The 16,977-nt window shown below is 66.5% G+C and carries 21 protein-coding genes; 7 read left to right on the top strand and 14 right to left on the bottom strand.

Going from position 1 to position 16,977, the window contains the following annotated elements; translation table 11 throughout:
* Positions 1–2: 2 nt before the first annotated feature.
* From J7346_RS02460 to J7346_RS02420, 9 genes are read right to left on the bottom strand one after another with little or no spacing between them, the layout of a single operon-like run.
* Positions 3–386 (bottom strand): iron-sulfur cluster assembly accessory protein, encoded by a 384-nt coding sequence (locus J7346_RS02460; RefSeq protein ID WP_209117442.1) that lies wholly within the window; start codon positions 384–386, stop codon positions 3–5.
* A gap of 3 nt (positions 387–389) precedes the next feature.
* Entirely contained in the window at positions 390–776 is a 387-nt protein-coding gene (locus J7346_RS02455) for an SUF system Fe-S cluster assembly protein (RefSeq protein WP_209117440.1), read from the bottom strand.
* 2 nt (positions 777–778) lie between these two features.
* Complete coding sequence (locus tag J7346_RS02450; protein ID WP_209117438.1) at positions 779–2,023, bottom strand: cysteine desulfurase; 1,245 nt, start codon at positions 2,021–2,023, stop codon at positions 779–781.
* Positions 2,002–3,018 (bottom strand): Fe-S cluster assembly protein SufD, encoded by a 1,017-nt coding sequence (gene sufD, locus J7346_RS02445; RefSeq protein WP_245157615.1) that lies wholly within the window; start codon positions 3,016–3,018, stop codon positions 2,002–2,004. The genes J7346_RS02450 and sufD overlap by 22 nt, the downstream gene beginning before the upstream one ends.
* Positions 3,019–3,020: 2 nt before the next feature.
* A complete protein-coding gene (gene sufC, locus J7346_RS02440; RefSeq protein WP_209117436.1) occupies positions 3,021–3,770 on the bottom strand; it encodes a Fe-S cluster assembly ATPase SufC in 750 nt (249 codons plus the stop codon).
* Positions 3,763–4,095: a hypothetical protein gene (locus J7346_RS02435; RefSeq protein ID WP_209117434.1), complete on the bottom strand. Its 333-nt coding sequence runs from the start codon at positions 4,093–4,095 to the stop codon at positions 3,763–3,765. Before J7346_RS02435 ends, sufC begins: the two co-directional genes overlap by 8 nt.
* A 38-nt stretch (positions 4,096–4,133) precedes the next feature.
* On the bottom strand, positions 4,134–5,600 hold the full coding sequence (gene sufB, locus J7346_RS02430; protein ID WP_209117432.1) for a Fe-S cluster assembly protein SufB: 1,467 nt from the start codon (positions 5,598–5,600) through the stop codon (positions 4,134–4,136).
* Positions 5,600–6,724 (bottom strand): cysteine desulfurase family protein, encoded by a 1,125-nt coding sequence (locus J7346_RS02425; RefSeq protein ID WP_209117430.1) that lies wholly within the window; start codon positions 6,722–6,724, stop codon positions 5,600–5,602. Before J7346_RS02425 ends, sufB begins: the two co-directional genes overlap by 1 nt.
* A complete protein-coding gene (locus J7346_RS02420) occupies positions 6,721–7,209 on the bottom strand; it encodes an Rrf2 family transcriptional regulator (protein WP_209117429.1) in 489 nt (162 codons plus the stop codon). The genes J7346_RS02425 and J7346_RS02420 overlap by 4 nt, the downstream gene beginning before the upstream one ends.
* Before the next feature lie 184 nt (positions 7,210–7,393).
* Here J7346_RS02420 and J7346_RS02415 point away from each other — a divergent pair, with 184 nt between their 5' ends.
* Positions 7,394–8,044: an alpha/beta hydrolase gene (locus J7346_RS02415; protein ID WP_209117427.1), complete on the top strand. Its 651-nt coding sequence runs from the start codon at positions 7,394–7,396 to the stop codon at positions 8,042–8,044.
* A 3-nt stretch (positions 8,045–8,047) separates the two neighbouring features.
* On the opposite strand, the gene J7346_RS02410 is transcribed toward J7346_RS02415, so the two are convergent.
* On the bottom strand, positions 8,048–8,605 hold the full coding sequence (locus J7346_RS02410; protein ID WP_209117425.1) for a DUF2239 family protein: 558 nt from the start codon (positions 8,603–8,605) through the stop codon (positions 8,048–8,050).
* Positions 8,606–8,670: 65 nt separating this feature from the next.
* Between J7346_RS02410 and J7346_RS02405 the strand changes: the two genes are divergently transcribed.
* Positions 8,671–9,012, top strand: coding sequence for a GIY-YIG nuclease family protein (locus tag J7346_RS02405; RefSeq protein ID WP_209117423.1), 342 nt, complete (start codon positions 8,671–8,673; stop codon positions 9,010–9,012).
* Positions 9,013–9,052: 40 nt separating this feature from the next.
* On the opposite strand, the gene J7346_RS02400 is transcribed toward J7346_RS02405, so the two are convergent.
* The 3 genes from J7346_RS02400 to J7346_RS02390 are packed head-to-tail and all read right to left on the bottom strand — an operon-like array spanning position 9,053 to position 11,509.
* Complete coding sequence (locus tag J7346_RS02400) at positions 9,053–9,757, bottom strand: DUF6624 domain-containing protein (protein ID WP_245157590.1); 705 nt, start codon at positions 9,755–9,757, stop codon at positions 9,053–9,055.
* Between the two features lie 46 nt (positions 9,758–9,803).
* Entirely contained in the window at positions 9,804–11,006 is a 1,203-nt protein-coding gene (locus J7346_RS02395) for a DUF1343 domain-containing protein (RefSeq protein WP_209117421.1), read from the bottom strand.
* The gene (locus J7346_RS02390) at positions 11,003–11,509 is read right to left on the bottom strand and encodes a DOMON-like domain-containing protein (protein ID WP_209117419.1); all 507 of its coding nucleotides are present in this window, start codon (positions 11,507–11,509) and stop codon (positions 11,003–11,005) included. The genes J7346_RS02395 and J7346_RS02390 overlap by 4 nt, the downstream gene beginning before the upstream one ends.
* A 75-nt stretch (positions 11,510–11,584) precedes the next feature.
* Here J7346_RS02390 and tyrS point away from each other — a divergent pair, with 75 nt between their 5' ends.
* From tyrS to J7346_RS02365, 5 genes are all read left to right on the top strand, one after another.
* Positions 11,585–12,847, top strand: a complete 1,263-nt coding sequence (gene tyrS / locus J7346_RS02385) for a tyrosine--tRNA ligase (protein ID WP_209117417.1) — start codon at positions 11,585–11,587, stop codon at positions 12,845–12,847.
* 51 nt (positions 12,848–12,898) lie between these two features.
* Positions 12,899–13,261 (top strand): GIY-YIG nuclease family protein, encoded by a 363-nt coding sequence (locus J7346_RS02380; protein WP_209117415.1) that lies wholly within the window; start codon positions 12,899–12,901, stop codon positions 13,259–13,261.
* The gene (locus tag J7346_RS02375; RefSeq protein WP_209117413.1) at positions 13,251–13,712 is read left to right on the top strand and encodes a peroxiredoxin; all 462 of its coding nucleotides are present in this window, start codon (positions 13,251–13,253) and stop codon (positions 13,710–13,712) included. The genes J7346_RS02380 and J7346_RS02375 overlap by 11 nt, the downstream gene beginning before the upstream one ends.
* Before the next feature lie 212 nt (positions 13,713–13,924).
* On the top strand, positions 13,925–15,070 hold the full coding sequence (locus J7346_RS02370) for a peptidoglycan DD-metalloendopeptidase family protein (RefSeq protein ID WP_209117411.1): 1,146 nt from the start codon (positions 13,925–13,927) through the stop codon (positions 15,068–15,070).
* Positions 15,060–15,635 (top strand): polymer-forming cytoskeletal protein, encoded by a 576-nt coding sequence (locus J7346_RS02365; RefSeq protein WP_245157589.1) that lies wholly within the window; start codon positions 15,060–15,062, stop codon positions 15,633–15,635. Before J7346_RS02370 ends, J7346_RS02365 begins: the two co-directional genes overlap by 11 nt.
* A 187-nt stretch (positions 15,636–15,822) precedes the next feature.
* Here J7346_RS02365 and prfB read toward each other — a convergent pair.
* Positions 15,823–16,945, bottom strand: a protein-coding gene (prfB, locus tag J7346_RS02360; protein WP_209117409.1) for a peptide chain release factor 2 whose coding sequence is annotated in 2 segments (ribosomal slippage) — positions 15,823–16,875 and positions 16,877–16,945 — 1,122 coding nt in all. Because the reading frame shifts where the segments join, the coding sequence is not laid out codon by codon here.
* Positions 16,946–16,977: the final 32 nt, after the last annotated feature.

The following is a 16,977-nucleotide window of genomic DNA, read 5'->3' as shown; positions in this document are numbered from 1 at the left end:
CATCATTTGGCCGGCGTCAGGGTCACGCTCTCGCCGCAGCCGCAGGCGTCGGTCTGGTTCGGGTTGTTGAACACGAATTTCGACGCCAGATCCGTGACCTGGAAATCGATCTCGCTGCCGATCAGGAACAGGACCGCCTTGGGATCGATCAGGATGCGGGCGCCCTTGTCCTCGACCACCTCGTCCAGCGGTTCGATCCGCTCGGCATAGTCGACGGTGTATTCCTGTCCCGCGCAGCCGCCGTTCTTGATGCCGACGCGCAAGCCCACGCAGGGGCCGGCGGCGCCTTCGGTCAGGTCGCGGACGCGCGCGGCGGCGGCCTCGGTCAGGCGGACGGCCTGGGGACGGGGACGGCGGGCGGGTCGGGTGGCGGTCAGGTCGGTCATGGATCAGAACATGTTGAGGGCCAGCTTGGCCTCATCGCTCATCTTGGAGGGGTCCCAGGGCGGGTCGAACACCAGATTGGCCTTTGCCGAGCGCACACCGTCGACGGTCATGACGGCATCCTCGACCCAGCCGGGCATTTCGCCGGCGACGGGACAGCCGGGCGCCGTCAGGGTCATCTCGACCAGCACGTCGCGGTCGTCCGAGACATCGACCTTGTAGATCAGGCCCAGCTCATAGATGTCGACCGGGATTTCCGGGTCGAACACGGTCTTGAGCGCCGCGACCAGATCATCGGTCAGGCGGTCGAGCTCGGCCTGGCCGAGGGCGCTCTTTTGCGGCGCGTCCCAGCTTTCGGCGAAATCCGGACTTTGGGTGATGCGATCGTCCATGCCTAAACGAAGAATTCCCTGGCCTTGATGAGGGCGTCGGCAAAGGCGTCGGCGTCCTCGATCGTATTATATAGGGCGAAACTGGCCCGCGTGCTCGACGTCAGGCCAAAACGGGCCGCCAGCGGCTCGGCGCAGTGGAGGCCGGCCCGCACGGCGACGCCATAGCGATCCAGCACCTGGGCGATGTCGTGGGCGTGGGCGCCGTCGACGGTGAAGGTGAAGATGGCCCCCTTGCCGGGCGCCGTGCCGATCTCGGTCAGCCAGTTCAGCCCCGACAGCCGCTCCCGCACGCGGTCCAGAAGCGCGGCCTCGTGGGCGTGAACGGCGGCGGGATCAAAGGTCGAATACCAGTCGAGCGCCGCGCCCAGACCGATGGCCTCGAGGATCGGCGGCGTGCCGGCCTCGAACCGCTGGGGCGGCTTGGCATAGGTGACGCGGTCCTGGGTGACGGACTCGATCATCTCGCCGCCCCCCTGATAGGGCGGCAGGGACTCCAGCGCTTCGGCCGTGCCGTAGAGGGCGCCGATGCCGGTCGGGCCGAACAGCTTGTGGCCGGTCAGGACATACCAGTCACAGCCCAGCGCCTGAACGTCAGGCGAGGCGTGCACCGCGCCCTGGCACCCGTCGATCAGCACGCGGGCGCCCGCCGCTTGGGCGAGGCGGCTGATCTCGGCCACCGGGTTGAGGGTGCCCAGCACATTGGACATGTGGGTGACGGCAACGATCTTCGTCTTTGGGCCCAGCAGGTCGGCACAGGCCTGCATGTCGAGGCTGCCGTCGTCGCGCACGGGAATCCACTTCAGCACCGCGCCCTTGCGTTCGCGCAGCATGTGCCAGGGCACGATGTTGGAGTGGTGCTCCATCTGGCTGACGAGGATTTCGTCGCCGGGCTGGATGGATTGGCCGATACCGGCGGCGACCAGATTGATCGCCTCGGTGCCGCCCCGCGTCCAGACAATCTGGTCCGCCGAGGGCGCGTTCAGATATCGGGCGACGGTCTCGCGCGCGGCCTCGAAGGCCTCGGTGGTTTCATTGGCGAGGGTGTGCAGGCCCCGGTGGACGTTGGCGTAGCTGCCCTCCATCGCCGCCGTCAGGGCGTCGATGACGGCGCGCGGCTTCTGCGCCGAGGCGGCCGAGTCCAGATAGACCAGCGGCTTGCCGTTCACCTGCCGCGACAGGATGGGGAATTGGGCGCGGGCAGCGTCAGCGTCGAAGCCGCTGCGGGTCATGAGCGTGCCGTCAGCCATGCGCGGACCTCCTCTCGTGCCCCTTCGTGGTCGATGCGGTCGACGACCTCCATCAGGAAGGCCTCGGTCAGCAGCGCCCTCGCCTCCTCGGCCGAAAGGCCCCGCTGCTGCATGTAGAACAGGGCGGTTTCGTCCAGCGCGCCGACCGTGTTGCCATGGGCGCACTGCACGTCGTCGGCATAGATGATCAGCTCGGGCTTGGCGTCGACCTCGCCGCGGTCCGACAGGATCAGGGCGTGGTGGCCCATGCGGGCATCGGTGCCGTCGGCCCCGCGCTCGACCACGATCCGGCCCTGGAAGACGCCGCGTGCCGTGTCGGTCACGACGCCCTTGGCCAGCTGCGAGGTCAGGCCGTCAGGGCCCGCGTGGGTGACGACGCTGGTCAGGTCCGCATGGCGGCTATCGGTCAGTCGATAGAGGCCGTCCAGACGCACATCGGCGCCATGACCGGCGTGATGCACATGGGTTTCCAGCCGCTGGAGGCGGCCGCCGGTCGCGATCAGGGTCTGGTGAAAGATGGCCCCCTCGCCCACCGTGACCTCGGCCTGGGTAATCGACAGGCTGTCGGCGGGCTCGTCGGTCAGGACGATCCGGTGAACGGCGGCGCCCGACGGGACGTCGATGCTGAGCCGGTTGTGCGCGGCATAGGCCGCCCCCTGGCCCTCATGGCTTTCGAGCAGCAGCAGGGTCGAGCCCGGACGGGCGGAAATGCGGGCGGTGGCCGTGTGGCCGGTGCCGCTGGCATCCGAGATGAAGCGCAGGCGCAGGGTGTGGTCCCCGAATGCGACATAGGCGTCGGCGCCCACGGCCCGGCCGTTCACGAACACCAGGCCGTCGCCGCCCAGCTCATAGAAGGGCCCCGCGCCTTCCACCCGGCCCGGCGGAGACGGCGGCGGCGCATCGCGCATATAGCGACGCACGTCGCTGTACTTCCACGCCTCGGTCCGCCGCGAGGGGAAGGTCGCCGGGTCGTTGAGATTGAAGGCGGCGGTCAAGGTCACGCGGCCTCGCCCACATAGCGGTCATAGCCCTCGGCCTCGAGCTGGTGGGCGAGCTCCGGGCCGCCCGACGCGACGATCTTGCCGGCGGCCAGCACATGGACCCTGTCCGGTTTGATGTAGTCGAGCAGGCGCTGATAGTGGGTGATGACCAGCATGGAGCGCTCGGGGCCACGCAGGGCGTTCACGCCATCAGCGACGATGCGCAGGGCGTCGATGTCGAGGCCGGAATCCGTCTCGTCGAGGATCAGCAGCGACGGCTCCAGCAGGGCCATCTGCAGGATCTCCATCCGCTTCTTTTCACCGCCCGAGAAGCCCACATTCAGGGGCCGCTTCAGCATGTCGAAATCCATCTTGAGGGCTTTCGACGCCGCCTTGACCTGTTTCAGGAATTCCGGGGCCGAGACCTCGTCCTCGCCGCGCGCGCGCTTCTGGGCGTTCAGCGCCGTGCGCACAAAGGTCAGGGCCGGGACGCCGGGGATCTCGATCGGATACTGGAACGACAGGAAGACGCCCTTCGCCGCACGTTCGGCCGGGTCGAGGTCCAGCAGGTCCTCGCCACGCCAGGTGACCGCGCCTTCGGTCGCTTCGTAGCCCGGGCGGCCCGACAGGGCGTAGCCCAGGGTCGACTTGCCCGCGCCGTTCGGCCCCATGATGGCGTGCACCTCGCCCGCCGGAACGTCGAGCGTCAGGCCCTTGAGGATCGGGGTGTCACCAACGGCGACGTGGAGGTTGTTGATCTTAAGCATCTTCAATCCGGGCTACACGAAACTCGACGACCGAGACGAGCAGCAACTCGTCCAAATCGCGCTCGAAGAAATCGACCAATTCTTGGGCTCGCTCCAAAAGAGCGTCGAGGTCACCCCCACCTCCACCGGCATGATCGCGAAAAAAGGCATAGAGGCAGGCCTGCAAATCGACCCTTTGCGACGAACATTTCAGGATCGATGCACGCGCAACCACGTCGGCCGGCTCGCCCGATTTCTCAAACTCCTCAGCGCGCTCGCAAACTCGCTTGAAATATTTCTCGGCAGCTTCCACGGCGAACTTATCGACCTCGTGACGAATCTTCACGCCATGGCTCTTGGCGCGTTGAGTGATGGTTAGAACACTCACCCCACGCTCCCTTCCAGGCTGATCGCCACCAGCTTCTGGGCTTCGACGGCGAACTCCATCGGCAGCTTCTGCATGACATCGCGTACGAAGCCGTTGACCAGCAGGGCCACGGCTTCTTCTTCCGACAGGCCGCGCTGCTGGGCGTAGAACAGCTGGTCGTCGCTGAGGCGGGTGGTGGTGGCCTCGTGCTCCAGCTGAGCCGAGCCGTTCTTCGCCTCGATGTAGGGGATGGTGTGGCTGCCGCAGTCCTTGCCGATCAGCAGGCTGTCGCACTGGGTGAAGTTGCGCACGCCCGTCGCCTTGGGGTGGACCGAGACCAGACCGCGATAGGTCGAGTCCGATTTCCCCGCCGAGACGGCCTTGGCGATGATCCGGCTCTTCGAATTCTTGCCGAGGTGGATCATCTTGGTGCCGGTGTCGGCCTGCTGGTGGCCGTTGGTGATGGCGATCGAATAGAATTCGCCCGAGCTGTCCTCGCCCTTGAGGATGCAGGAGGGGTATTTCCAGGTGACGGCCGAGCCGGTCTCGACCTGGGTCCAGCTGACCTTGGAGCGGTCACCGCGGCAGTCGGCGCGCTTGGTGACGAAGTTGTAGATGCCGCCCTTGCCCTCGGCGTCGCCGGGGTACCAGTTCTGGACGGTCGAGTACTTCACCTCGGCGTCTTCCAGCGCGACGATCTCGACCACGGCGGCGTGCAGCTGGTTCTCATCGCGCATGGGGGCGGTGCAGCCCTCGAGGTAGCTGACGTAGCTGCCCTTGTCGGCGATGATCAGGGTGCGTTCGAACTGGCCGGTCTGGCTGGCATTGATGCGGAAATAGGTCGACAGCTCCATCGGGCAGCGCACGCCCGGCGGGATGTAGACGAAGCTGCCGTCCGAGAAAACCGCGCTGTTCAGGGCGGCGAAATAGTTGTCGCTGACCGGCACGACCGAGCCCAGATACTGGCGCACCAGCTCGGGGTGTTCGCGCAGGGCCTCGGAGATCGGCATGAAGATCACGCCGGCCTTTTCCAGTTCCTTCTTGAAGGTGGTGACCACCGACACGCTGTCGAACACGGCGTCGACCGCAACCTTGGGCGCGCCCTGGACGCCGGCCAGGACTTCCTGTTCCTTCAGCGGAATGCCCAGCTTTTCGTAGACGGCCAGCAGCTCGGGATCGACCTCGTCGAGGGACTTTGGCCCCTCCTTCTTCTTCGGCGCGGCGTAGTAGTACAGGTCCTGATAGTCGACCGGCTCATAGCGAACCGAGGCCCAGGTCGGCTCTTCCATCGCCAGCCAGCGCTCATAGGCGGCCAGACGCCATTCCAGCATCCACTCAGGCTCGCCCTTCTTCTCCGAGATGAAGCGGACGATGTCGGCGTTCAAACCCTTGGGGGCGAAGTCCTGCTCGATGTCCGAGGTGAAGCCGTATTTGTAGCGCTCCAGCTCGGCGACGGCGTCGACGGTTTCCTTGACGGCGACCATCAGGCGATCTCCTCGACGGGCTGGCGGGCGCGCACGCGGGCGCGGGCCTCGCACCAGGCGTCAGCAAAGGCCTGCCAGTCGGCCTCGGTCGTGCCCCAGCCCCCCGAGACGCGGATGGCGAAGGTGGCCAGCGGCTCCAGCCCCATGGCGACCATGGTCTTGGACGGCCTGGTCTTGCCCGACGAGCAGGCGCTGCCGGCCGAGACCATCACCCCCTTGAGGTCGAGGCTGATCAACTGTTGCGGGCTGTCCCAGCCCTCGGTGGTCACGAACAGGGTGTTGGGCAGGCGGGGCGCGCCCTCGCCCACCACGACCGCGCCCTCGACCTTGAGGCGCTCGGCGGCGGCGTCGCGCCAGGCGGAATGGTCATGCGCCAGGTCACGGACAGCGCATTCGGCGGCGATGCCAAAGGCGGCGATGCCCGGGACGTTTTCGGTGCCGGCGCGGAAGCCGCGCTCCTGACCCGCGCCGTGCAGGATGCGAACCGCGCTGCGCCCCTCGCCCATCACCAGGGCACCGACGCCCTGGAGGCCACCCAGCTTGTGCCCCGACAGGGTCAGGGAGTCCGCGCCCAGTTCGCGCATGTCGACCGTGATCTTGCCGGCCGACTGGATCGCGTCGACGTGCAGCCAGCCACCGGCCCCGGTGACCAGGGCGCGGGCTTCGGCGATCGGCTGGATGACGCCGCTTTCGTTATTGGCATGGTGGATGGCGACCATGGCCCGGCCCGGGCGCTTCAGCGCCCCGGCCAGCCAGTCCAGATCGACCTGACCGTTGGCATCGACCGGCAAGGTCTCGACCGGCACGGATGACATGGCGGCGGCCTCGGCCACGCAGGGGTGCTCGGTAGCCGAAACGATCAGCCGCTCGCAGCCCGCCGCAATGGCGCTGGCCACGGCCTGGGCATTCGATTCGGTCCCGCCGGAGGAGAAGATGACAGCCGTCGGATCGGCGCCGACCAGATCGGCGACGCGCGTGCGGGCGGTCTCGATATGAGCACGGGCGCGACGGCCCTTTGCGTGGACGGCATTGGGGTTGCCGCCCTCGGCCATGATCTGGGTGACCAGGGCCTGGACCTCGGGACGGATCAGGGCCGAGGCGTTGTAGTCGAGATAGACGGTCATGCGGCGGCTCCCACGCTGGCCGGGGCCCCGGCACACGGCGAGCGACGGCGCGCGCCCGTGCGGTTCAGAACAACGTCCTCGAGCGACACGCCGGCCAGATAGGCGTGGATCTCGGCCCCCAGATCTTCCCAGAGATTATGGGTGATGCAGCGTTCGCCCGAGGCCATGCAGCCGCGCGGCGAGGCATGGGCGACGCAGCGGGTGGCGCGGATCGGCTCGTCGACGGCCAGAACGATGTCGGCGACCACGGTCTCGGACGGTGCGCGCGCCAGACGATAGCCCCCGCCGGGTCCGCGCACGCTCTTCACAAGGCCGCAACGCCGCAGCCGGGCGAACAATTGCTCAAGGTAGCTGAGCGAAATTTCCTGGCGCTGGGCGATCTCGGACAGCGACACCGAACGAGCCGATCCGTCCTGGGCACGGCCGTTCCGCGCCAGATCGGCCATCGCCATCACAGCATAGCGTCCCTTCGTCGACAGTCGCATCCCGCACCTTCCTCATTTGCGCGCACAGACGGGCAATTTTCCCGCGCACAGGCGATCAGGTGTGTTAGAACCCGCGCCTTCGCCGCCGCGCCCTCGGGGTACCGGCACTTAGAAAGTCCTACTACAGCAGTCAAGTATTGCCTGACCCTGCTGTGACCTTTTGAACCGGATGGTTTGAAGACACATGCCTGAAGTGATTTTGCCGGGTGCGTCCGGTCGTCTCGAAGCCCGCTATTCCCCCGGCAAACGCCCCGATGCGCCGATCGCCCTGATCCTGCACCCGCACCCCAAGGCGGCCGGCCATATGAACAATCCGGTCGTGCTGACGCTTTTCCAGCTGTTCCAGCAGCGCGGCTTTGCCACCCTGCGCTACAACAGCCGCGGCATGGGCAAGTCGCAGGGCGAGTTCGACAGCGGCATCGGCGAGCTGGGCGATGCGGCGACCGCGCTGGACTGGCTGCAGGCCGAGAACCCCGCCGCCACCCAGACCTGGGTCGCGGGCTATCAGTTCGGCGCCTACATCGGCATGCAGCTGCTGATGCGCCGGCCCGAGACCGACGGCTTCATCTCGGTGTCGCCGCCCTCGAACATCTACGACTTCTCCTTCCTCGCCCCCTGCCCCGCCTCGGGCCTGTTCCTGCACGGCACGGCCGACACCATCGTGCCGCCGGTCGAGGTCGAGCGCGTGGTCAACAAGCTGCGCACCCAGAAGGGCATCGTCATCGACTATGAGCTGGAGGACGGCGCCAGCCACTTCTGGCAGGACCATATCGATGCCGTCGACCGGCGCGTCGGCGCCTATCTGGACAAGCGACTGGAAGAAAAGCCGGCTTAAGGCCTAGTCGGCCCCGTCCAGCCAGAACTCGATCTCCCGCACAATGTCCTGCGACCAGGACGCGGTATGCTGTCCCAGCGCCTTGCGGTCGCCCGCGAACAGGGCGCGTGAGGCCTCCTCGAACCCCGGGCGGTCCCCGGCCATGGCGGACATGAAGCGGTACGCGGCCTCGCGGCCGAGGCGAACCCGCTGCGTCTGGCCCTCTGCCCGGCTCGCGGCCTCGACCATGCGGCGCAGCGCGGCCGAGGCGCCCCCCGGCTGGGTCGCCAGCCAGTCCCAGTGGCGGGGCAGAAGTGTCACCTCGCGCGCCACCACCCCCAGCTTCGGGCGGCCCCGGCGTGGCTTTTCCGCGGGCGCATAGCGCGCGACCACATCGGCAAGGTCGCCGCGCAGGTCCAGATCGACCACCGCCCCCCGGGCGTCGAAGACAAGGGTGGTTCGCTCCGCGTCCTGTTGCCGGGCGTGCCAGACGGCCCCGGCGACCTCGGCCAGGGTGCCCTCCCCGATCCGCTCATCGCCTGCGAAGGCCGTGTAGCGCGATTGCGAATTCTCGTCGGTCATGCCGGTTCCTATATTTACCCGGGTATATTTATGCGTCATATTACCCGGGTAATACGGAGATGACCATGGACCGCCAGGCCAGAAAAGAGGCCCTCAGCCAGTACCGCGAACGCCCGCCCGCCTGGGGCGTGTTCGCCGTCGTGTGCGAGGCCAGCGGACAGGTGTGGGTCGGCAAGGGCGCCAACGTCGACCGGCAGCAGAACGGCCTGTGGTTCGCGCTCAGGATGGGGTCCAGCCCCTTCCGCTCGCTTCAGGCCGCCTGGCGCGAGCACGGCGAGGCGGCCTTCCGCTATGAGGAACTGGAGCGCCTGCGCCCCGACTATCCGGAGGTCGGCATCAAGGATGAGCTGGCGCGCCGCGCCGCCCTGTGGACCGCCCGGCTGGAGGCCGATGTGCTGAAGGCCTGATCACCGTATTCATCCCCTCCGCGCAACCCGGCGGGTGGCGTCAGTCTTCTTCGCAGGGCGGGTAACGGGCGAATATCCCCTCGTACTCGGCGAGCGTTCCGACAAAGCCTATTGAAGCGCGTCGCTCGTCTGCGCGATCGGGGTCTTCCAGATTCTCGTAATCAATGACCCAGCGCCCCCCTTTACACGTCACCTGAGTCCCATATCGCTGGGGCCGTCCTTCGCTGACGGCCAACCGGTCGTACATCAGGCCGTAGTCCTGACCGTCGATTTCGCCAGCCAGTGCCAGCGGCTCGAGAATGGGCACGAAGCGGCGCCACTGCTCCACGTCCGAGTGCTGGATGATCAGGAAGGCGGCTCCAGACGCCCGCTCTCCATAGCGATCGATCGTGAACCAGCCCTCGGGAGGAACGAGGGTCAAAAGCTCGGCGAGCAAGCGGTCGTCCAGAGCTTGAATCGGCGCGGCCATCGCGTCGAAGGCCGCCTGACGCTCCTCTTCCGGAAGACCGGACAGGTCGATGGTGACCACGACGCGGCGAGCCGCCTGATCCAGCTGTCCCATGCGAACCAGCCGCTCACTGACGTCGACCGGCGGCGGCAGGGCGGCCTGACGCGCTTCCTCAGCCTTGATGGCCTCGGACACCGGCGCGATCAGGGCGCGAGCCTCGGGGCTCAGCACGACGGGATCCTGTCCCCCAGTCAGGCCCAGAACCGAAAGCACGCCGACCAGCATGAGCGCGATCATGGCAATTCCTCTCCCGACAGGGCGTCAGGTCAGGGCGCGTGGAACTCTAGTAGATCAGGAACGGCCTGCGGGTGTCTTCCCACGCGTGCTCGTCCGGGGTGGCGAGGGCGTCGAGGTCGGAGGGGATTGCGCCTGCGTCGTCGACCCATTCCCTCAGCGAGGGACCGCCGTTGATCACGTCGATGGGCAGTTTGCCGAAGGCGTATTCGTAGGGGAAGTCGCGCCACAGGTCGTAGTCGGGCCACAGGGCGCGGATGGCCTTGAAGCCCAGGGCCTGGAGCCGCCAGGGGCGGAAGGCGGCGTGGTCATAGTGCGGACCTTCCGCATGAATCTGTACCCCATGGCACAGCTGGCCGACGTGTTTGTGGAAGGTCGGCTGGAACCACATTTCGCGGAGGGCACAGCCCGTCAGCCAGTCGGGCGCCAGACGCCGCATTTCGGTGATCACGGCGCGGGCGTCGATGTCGGGGGCGCCGAACAGTTCGAGCGGGCGGGTGGTGCCGCGCCCTTCGGACAGGGTCGCCCCTTCCAGCATGACGGTGCCGGCATAGGCGCGGGCCATGCCGAGCGTCGGGGCATTGGGGCTGGGGTTGATCCAGGCGCGCTCCAGCAGCGGCCAGCCATGGCCGGGGGCGGCGTCGATGGCATAGCCCTGCATCTCGATGACGCGATAGTCGACGTCGAGGTCGAAGTGGTCGATGAACCAGCGGCCCAGCTCTCCCATGGTCAGGCCGTGGCGCATGGGCATGGGGCCGGCGCCGACGAAGCTCTCCCAGCCCGGCTGCAGCAGGGTGCCCTCGACCGGGCGGCCGGCGGGGTTGGGGCGGTCCAGAACCCAGACCGTCTTGCCGTGCGCCTGTGCGGCCTCCAGCACGTAAAGCAGGGTCGTGACATAGGTGTAGATGCGGCAGCCGAGGTCCTGCAGGTCGATCAGGATGACGTCGAAGGTGTCCATCCATTCGTCCTTCGGACGGCGGACCTCTCCGTAGAGGCTGAAGACGGAAAAACCATGGACCGGATCGCGATAGTCCGGGCTCTCCATCATATTGTCCTGCAGGTCGCCCTTCATGCCGTGCTGGGGACCGAAGGCAGCGGTGATGTCGATGTCCGGGCAGGCGACCAGGGCATCGATCGCATGCGTCAGATCCTCGGTCACCGAAGCCGGATGGGCCAGCAGGGCCACGCGACGGCCCTTCAGCGGGGCACGCAGCGCCGGTTCGGACAGGAGGCGGTCGAGGCCGGTTTTCATGGGATCTCCAGCACGAACGAGTCGGGATGATGAAAGTCGGGCTTATCCGACGGATGCGCCAACGCCCAGTAGCTGAGGGATCCGTTGGTCGCCTCGATCACGGCGGAGAGGGCGATCGGGCCGGTGGCGTCAGAGGGTAGATCGATGACGGCTTCGAGGGCGACGTAACGCTCTCCGCCATCCAGACCATGAACGTCAACGACCTGATCCGCCGGACTCATGCCTTCGCGATAGCCGCTGAAGGCATATGTCGCCCAGGCATCCGAGGGCGACAGATTATACTCGACGTAGCCATCGCCGGTTCTGATGAAGACCTCGAAACAGGTGTGCTGCCAAAGACCGTCTGTGCGGATCGGCGGAGCCTTGCGCGGCCACTCGATGGCATCCGTGTCGCCCTCAACAATGAAGCGCAGCCAGAGCCGGTCGGCCCGGCGCTCCTGATCGACCGTCACGGCCAGACCGGCGCGCGGGGATGCGGGGTGAGCCGACAGACTGACAACCATTCGAAATCGGCTCCTTAAGCTGGCGCAAGGTCCGTGCTACACGCCCCTTCCCCTCCCCGCCAAGCCTCAAGCCCCATGACCGAGCCAGCCTTCAAGTCCGACTTCCTCAAGACGCTGCGGGATCGCGGCTACATCCACCAGATCACCCATCCGGACGAGCTGGATGCGGCGGCGGCCGGCGGGGTGGTGTCGGGCTATATCGGCTTTGATGCGACGGCCCCCAGCCTGCACGTCGGCAGCCTGATCCAGATCATGATGCTGCGCCGGTTGCAGCAGGCCGGGCACCGGCCCGTGGTGGTCATGGGCGGCGGCACGACCAAGGTCGGCGATCCGACCGGCAAGGACGCCTCGCGCCCGCAACTGACCGACGAGACGATCCAGGCGAACATCGCCTCGATCCGCACGGTGTTCGAGAAATTCCTGACCTTCGGCGACGGGCCGACCGACGCGGTCATGATCGACAATGATGAATGGCTGTCGACCTATGGCTATATCCAGTTCCTGAGGGATTACGGCACCCATTTTACGGTCAACCGGATGCTGGCCTTTGACTCGGTCCGGCTGCGGCTGGAGCGCGAACAGCCGATGACCTTCCTCGAGTTCAACTATATGCTCATGCAGTCGGTGGACTTCCTCGAGCTGAACCGGCGGCTGGGCGTGACCCTGCAGATGGGCGGCTCGGACCAGTGGGGGAACATCACCTCGGGCGTCGACCTGGTGCGGCGCGTGGACCAGAAGTCGGCGTTCGGCCTGACCACGCCGCTGCTGACCACGGCCTCGGGCGGCAAGATGGGCAAGACCGCCCAGGGCGCCGTCTGGCTGAACGCCGAACAGCTGAGCCCGTATGACTACTGGCAGTTCTGGCGGAATGTGGACGATGCCGACGTCGGCAAATTCCTGCGCCTGTTCACCGACCTGTCGCTGGACGAGATCGCGCGGCTGGAAGCGCTGGACGGCGCGGCCATCAATGACGCCAAGAAGGCCCTGGCCGATGCGGCAACCACCATGCTGCACGGCGAAGAGGCCGCCGCGACCGCCCGCCAGGCCGCCGAGAGCGCGTTTGAGAAGGGACAGCTGTCAGAAGACATGCCGACGTTCACGGTCGACCGGCAACAGGTGTTGGAGGGAGCCGTGACCACAACGTCGATACTGATCATGTCGGAAGTGGTCTCTTCGCGAAATGCGGCCCGCCGCGAGATCATGGGCGGGGGAATCCGGATCAATGGCACCAAGGTCGCCGATGCCGAGCAGGTGTTGTCGCTCTCGGACTTTGGGGCGGACGGTGAACTGGAACTGGCAAAGGGCAAGAAGACCCGTCTCAGGGCAAAGCTAACCTAAAATCCGCTCATCCCCGCGGACGCGGGGACCCAGATCTGGAAGGACAAGACGATGACCTTCTTCACCTACATGCTGGCCAGCCGCCGGAACGGCACCCTTTACACCGGCTCGACCGACGATCTGATCACACGTGTCGGCCAGCACAGGACCAAGGCGCTCGGTGGGTTTACCGCGAAATATGGTGTCCAGACACTCGTCTGGCTTGAGCGGCACGAGACACGGGAAGCGGCCTTCCGGCGTGAGCGACAGATCAAGAAGTGGAACCGCGCCTGGAAGCTAGACCTGATCGAGAGCGTCAATCCGGAATGGCGGGACTTGTATGATGAGGTTCGTCTCGGAGACCTCTCGGATGTATCGAACTGGGTCCCCGCGTCCGCGGGGATGAGCGGAGATGGGGATAGAGATGACACTTGAAGGCAAACCCGTTCCGGCGTTCGACATGCCGACGGCCGACGGCGACCGGGTCAGTGACGGGGCGCTGAAAGGGAAACCCTATGTGCTCTACTTCTACCCCAAGGCGGACACGCCCGGCTGCACGACCGAGGGCAAGGACTTCTCGGCCCTGATGGACGCCTTTGCCGCCGCGGGCGCGCGGGTGATCGGGGTGTCGAAGGACACGGTCCGCAGGCTCTCGAACTTCAAGGCCAAGCACGATCTGACCGTCACCCTGGCCTCGGACGAGGACGAGAGCGTTTGCGAGGCATTCGGCACCTGGGTCGAGAAGTCTATGTACGGCCGGACCTATATGGGCATCGAGCGCGCCACCTTCCTGGTAGATGCCGGGGGGGTGATCCGCCGCCACTGGCCCAAGGTGAAGGTCAAGGGGCACGCCGAGGCGGTTCTGGCGGCCGTGCGCGGGCTCTAGATTCGCGGACGCTCAGCACGCCGATCAACTGTACGGCATCTGACACACGATTTTGCCTGTCCAGATTCGCGGATACCCTTGAGAGGCGAAAACCGGTTTCGGCGACCGTCGTTATTCGCCCAATACGATTCCGAAGAGGGTTAATGCTTCACTAACAGGGTTGAAGCCCCCTGCCCCCTGCCGCATAAAGCGTGCGTTCGGGGGTGTAGAGTATGCACGACGAGGCAGAAACGACCCGGACAGGCTGGCTGCAACGGTGGTTTCCTGTCCGTTACATCTATCTTCGCACCGGCGATGAGGTTCAGGCCTATGCCCTGACCGCCAGGCGCCAGATCATGATGGGTGCCCTGGCGCTCGGACTGGTCGGGTGGGGTCTGGTCGCCAGTTGCGGCTTTATCATCGACATGATCGGCGTCAGTGGCGCCGAGCGCGCCGTTGCCCAGGCCCGCGCGGCCTCCGAGCGGGTCAACGCCGATCTGCAGGCCCGTCTGGACACCGCCGTGGTGCGAATGGAGGCCAGCACCGGCTCGCTGGACGAACTGGCCCAGATGGTCGAGCGGCGCCACGCCGCCCTGACGCAGGTCATGGGCACCTTCCGCGGCGTGGACGGGGCCGAGCTGGCGCTGCAGCCGGTCGTGATGACCGACTCCGACAGCCGCACGCCCATGGAACGCATGGCCGCCGTGCGCATGGATCAGGAGCGGCTGATCGCCCGCGCCGAACAATTTGCCGAGACGCGCGCCGAGCGCCTGCGTCTGGCGTTCCGTCTGGCCGGCCTGAACCCGGCGGCCTACGTCGGACAGGGCACATCGCTGGGCGGGCCGCTGATCCAGGCCGATGACCCCAGCGCGCTCGCCGCCATCCTGAATGTGGACGAGCCCTTCGCGACCCGCATCCTCAACGCCTCTCGCAATCTGGGCGATATGCGCGGCCTGACCGATGCCGCCGAGGGCCTGCCCTTCTCGCGTCCGACCCAGGCACGCACCACCTCGGGCTTTGGCGTGCGGTTCGATCCCTTCAACGGACGCCCGGCCCTGCACCAGGGTCAGGACTTTGCCGCCCCGCTCAATACGCCCATCCATGCGACCGCGCCGGGCATCGTCTCTTTTGTCGGGGTGCGTTCAGGGTATGGCAACACCGTTGAGATAGACCATGGAGGCGGTTTCAAGACGCGCTACGCCCATCTCAACTCGACCTCTGTCCGGGTCGGGCAGCGGGTTGCGCTGGGTCAGAGAATTGGCGCCATGGGTTCGACCGGCCGGTCGACCGGTGTGCACCTCCATTATGAGGTCTGGATGAATGGCCGCGCCCAGAATCCAGCCCGCTTCATGAAAGCCGGAGATTATCTTGTTCAATAAGTCCAAATCGCCCGCCAAGCCCTCGTCGGTGCCGTCGATCCCGCCGCTGCCCGACATGCCGCAGGCCCCGCAGTCGACCCAGTCGGCCCAGCCCCGTCCGGCCGCCCCGGCCCCGCAGGCCCAGCCCGCACGCAATCTGTCGACCCTGTCGGCGGATCTGAAGTTCGACGGCAATGTCTCGGGCTCGGGCGACCTGCAGGTCGACGGCCAGATCAAGGGCGATGTGAAGGTCGGCCGTCTGATCGTCGGCGAGACCGGCGCGATCGAGGGCAGCGTCAGCGCCGACTATGTCGAGGTGCGCGGCCGGATCGTCGGCGCCGTCTCGGGCAAGCAGGTCAAGCTGATCTCGACCGCCTATGTCGATGGCGACATCACCGCCGAACAGCTGTCGATCGACATCGGCGCCTATTTTCAGGGCCGCTGCATCCAGGGCACCCGCAATCCGGCACCCTCCGCCCAGTCCGCCGCGCCGCGTCCTTCGGCCCAGCCCGCCGTCGCGCCCCAGGCGCCGCAGCCGGTCCCGCAGGCCGATGCGCCGCAACGGATCGACATGTCGTCCAACTAGCAGCGACCTTTTCGTTGGATACCAAAACGGGGCCAGGAGCCTGATCCGCTGAGAAGGGATCGCTTTCGCGATCCCGCCGATGCGGTGAATCAGGCTCCAGTATTATGCGAGAGCCTGATTCACGCTCTCGTCAGAACCCAGCAGGGGTTCTGTCTCGAACGATCAGGCTCTGGCCCCGTTTTTCGTATCAGCTGTCGGCGCCCTCGCGTGTCTCGCCCACCCGGGCCGCCAGCGCGGCGCCCATGAAGGCGTCCAGATCGCCGTTCAGGACCCCGTCGGTGTCCGAGGTTTCGACATTGGTCCGCAGGTCCTTGACCATCTGATAGGGCTGCAGGACGTAGGAGCGGATCTGGTGGCCCCAGCCGATGTCGGTCTTGGCGTCGGCCAGCGCCTGGGCCGCAGCCTCGCGCTTCTGCAGCTCCAGCTCGTAGAGCCGCGCACGCAGCATCTTCCACGCCTGTTCGCGGTTCTGGTGCTGCGACCGACCGGCCTGACAGGCGACGACTGTGTTGGTCGGCACGTGGGTCAGACGCACGGCCGAGTCCGTCTTGTTGATGTGCTGACCGCCGGCGCCCGAGGCGCGGTAGGTATCGGTTCGGACGTCGGCCGGGTTGATGTCGATCTCGATGGTGTCATCGACCACCGGCGACACTCCGATCGAGGCGAAGCTGGTGTGGCGCTTGGCCGCCGCATCATACGGACTGATACGGACCAGCCTGTGCACGCCGGATTCGGACTTGAGCCAGCCATAGGCGTTGGGGCCCGAGATCTGGACGGTGGCGGACTTGATGCCGGCCTGTTCGCCCGAGGTCTCTTCCTGCAGCTCAACCTCATAGCCGTGGGCCTTGGCCCAGCGCGTGTACATGCGCAGCAGCATGCCGGCCCAGTCGTTCGACTCGGTGCCGCCGGCGCCGGAGTTCACTTCCAGATAGGCGTCATTGCCGTCGGCCTCGCCGGACAGCAGGGCCTCCAGCTCGGCGCGGGCGGCGCGTTCCTTGATGGCCTTCAGCTGATCGACGGCCTCCTGATAGGTGGCCTCGTCGCCTTCCTCGTCGGCCATTTCCGAGAGCATCACGCCCTCCTCCAGACCCGATTCCATCTCGCGAACCGTGTTGACGCGGGCCTCGAGCTGGGACCGCTCGCGGCTGACGGCCTGGGCCTGATCGGGGTCATCCCAGAGCGTCGGGTCCTCGACCCGGGCATTCAGCTCATCCAGTTTCCGTAGGGCGACATCCCAGTCAAAGACGCCTCCTGAGCAGAGCCACGCTCTGCTCGATGTCGGCCTTCAGGGCCTCGACATCCGCTCTCATCGCCTACTCCTGCGATCTGATGAAAAGGCGCA

The organism is Brevundimonas sp. A19_0 (genome assembly GCF_017744255.1).
Classification (GTDB): Bacteria; Pseudomonadota; Alphaproteobacteria; order Caulobacterales; family Caulobacteraceae; genus Brevundimonas.
Note: the sequence above shows the minus strand (reverse complement) of the source record. Positions and strands in the feature narration are given on the sequence as shown.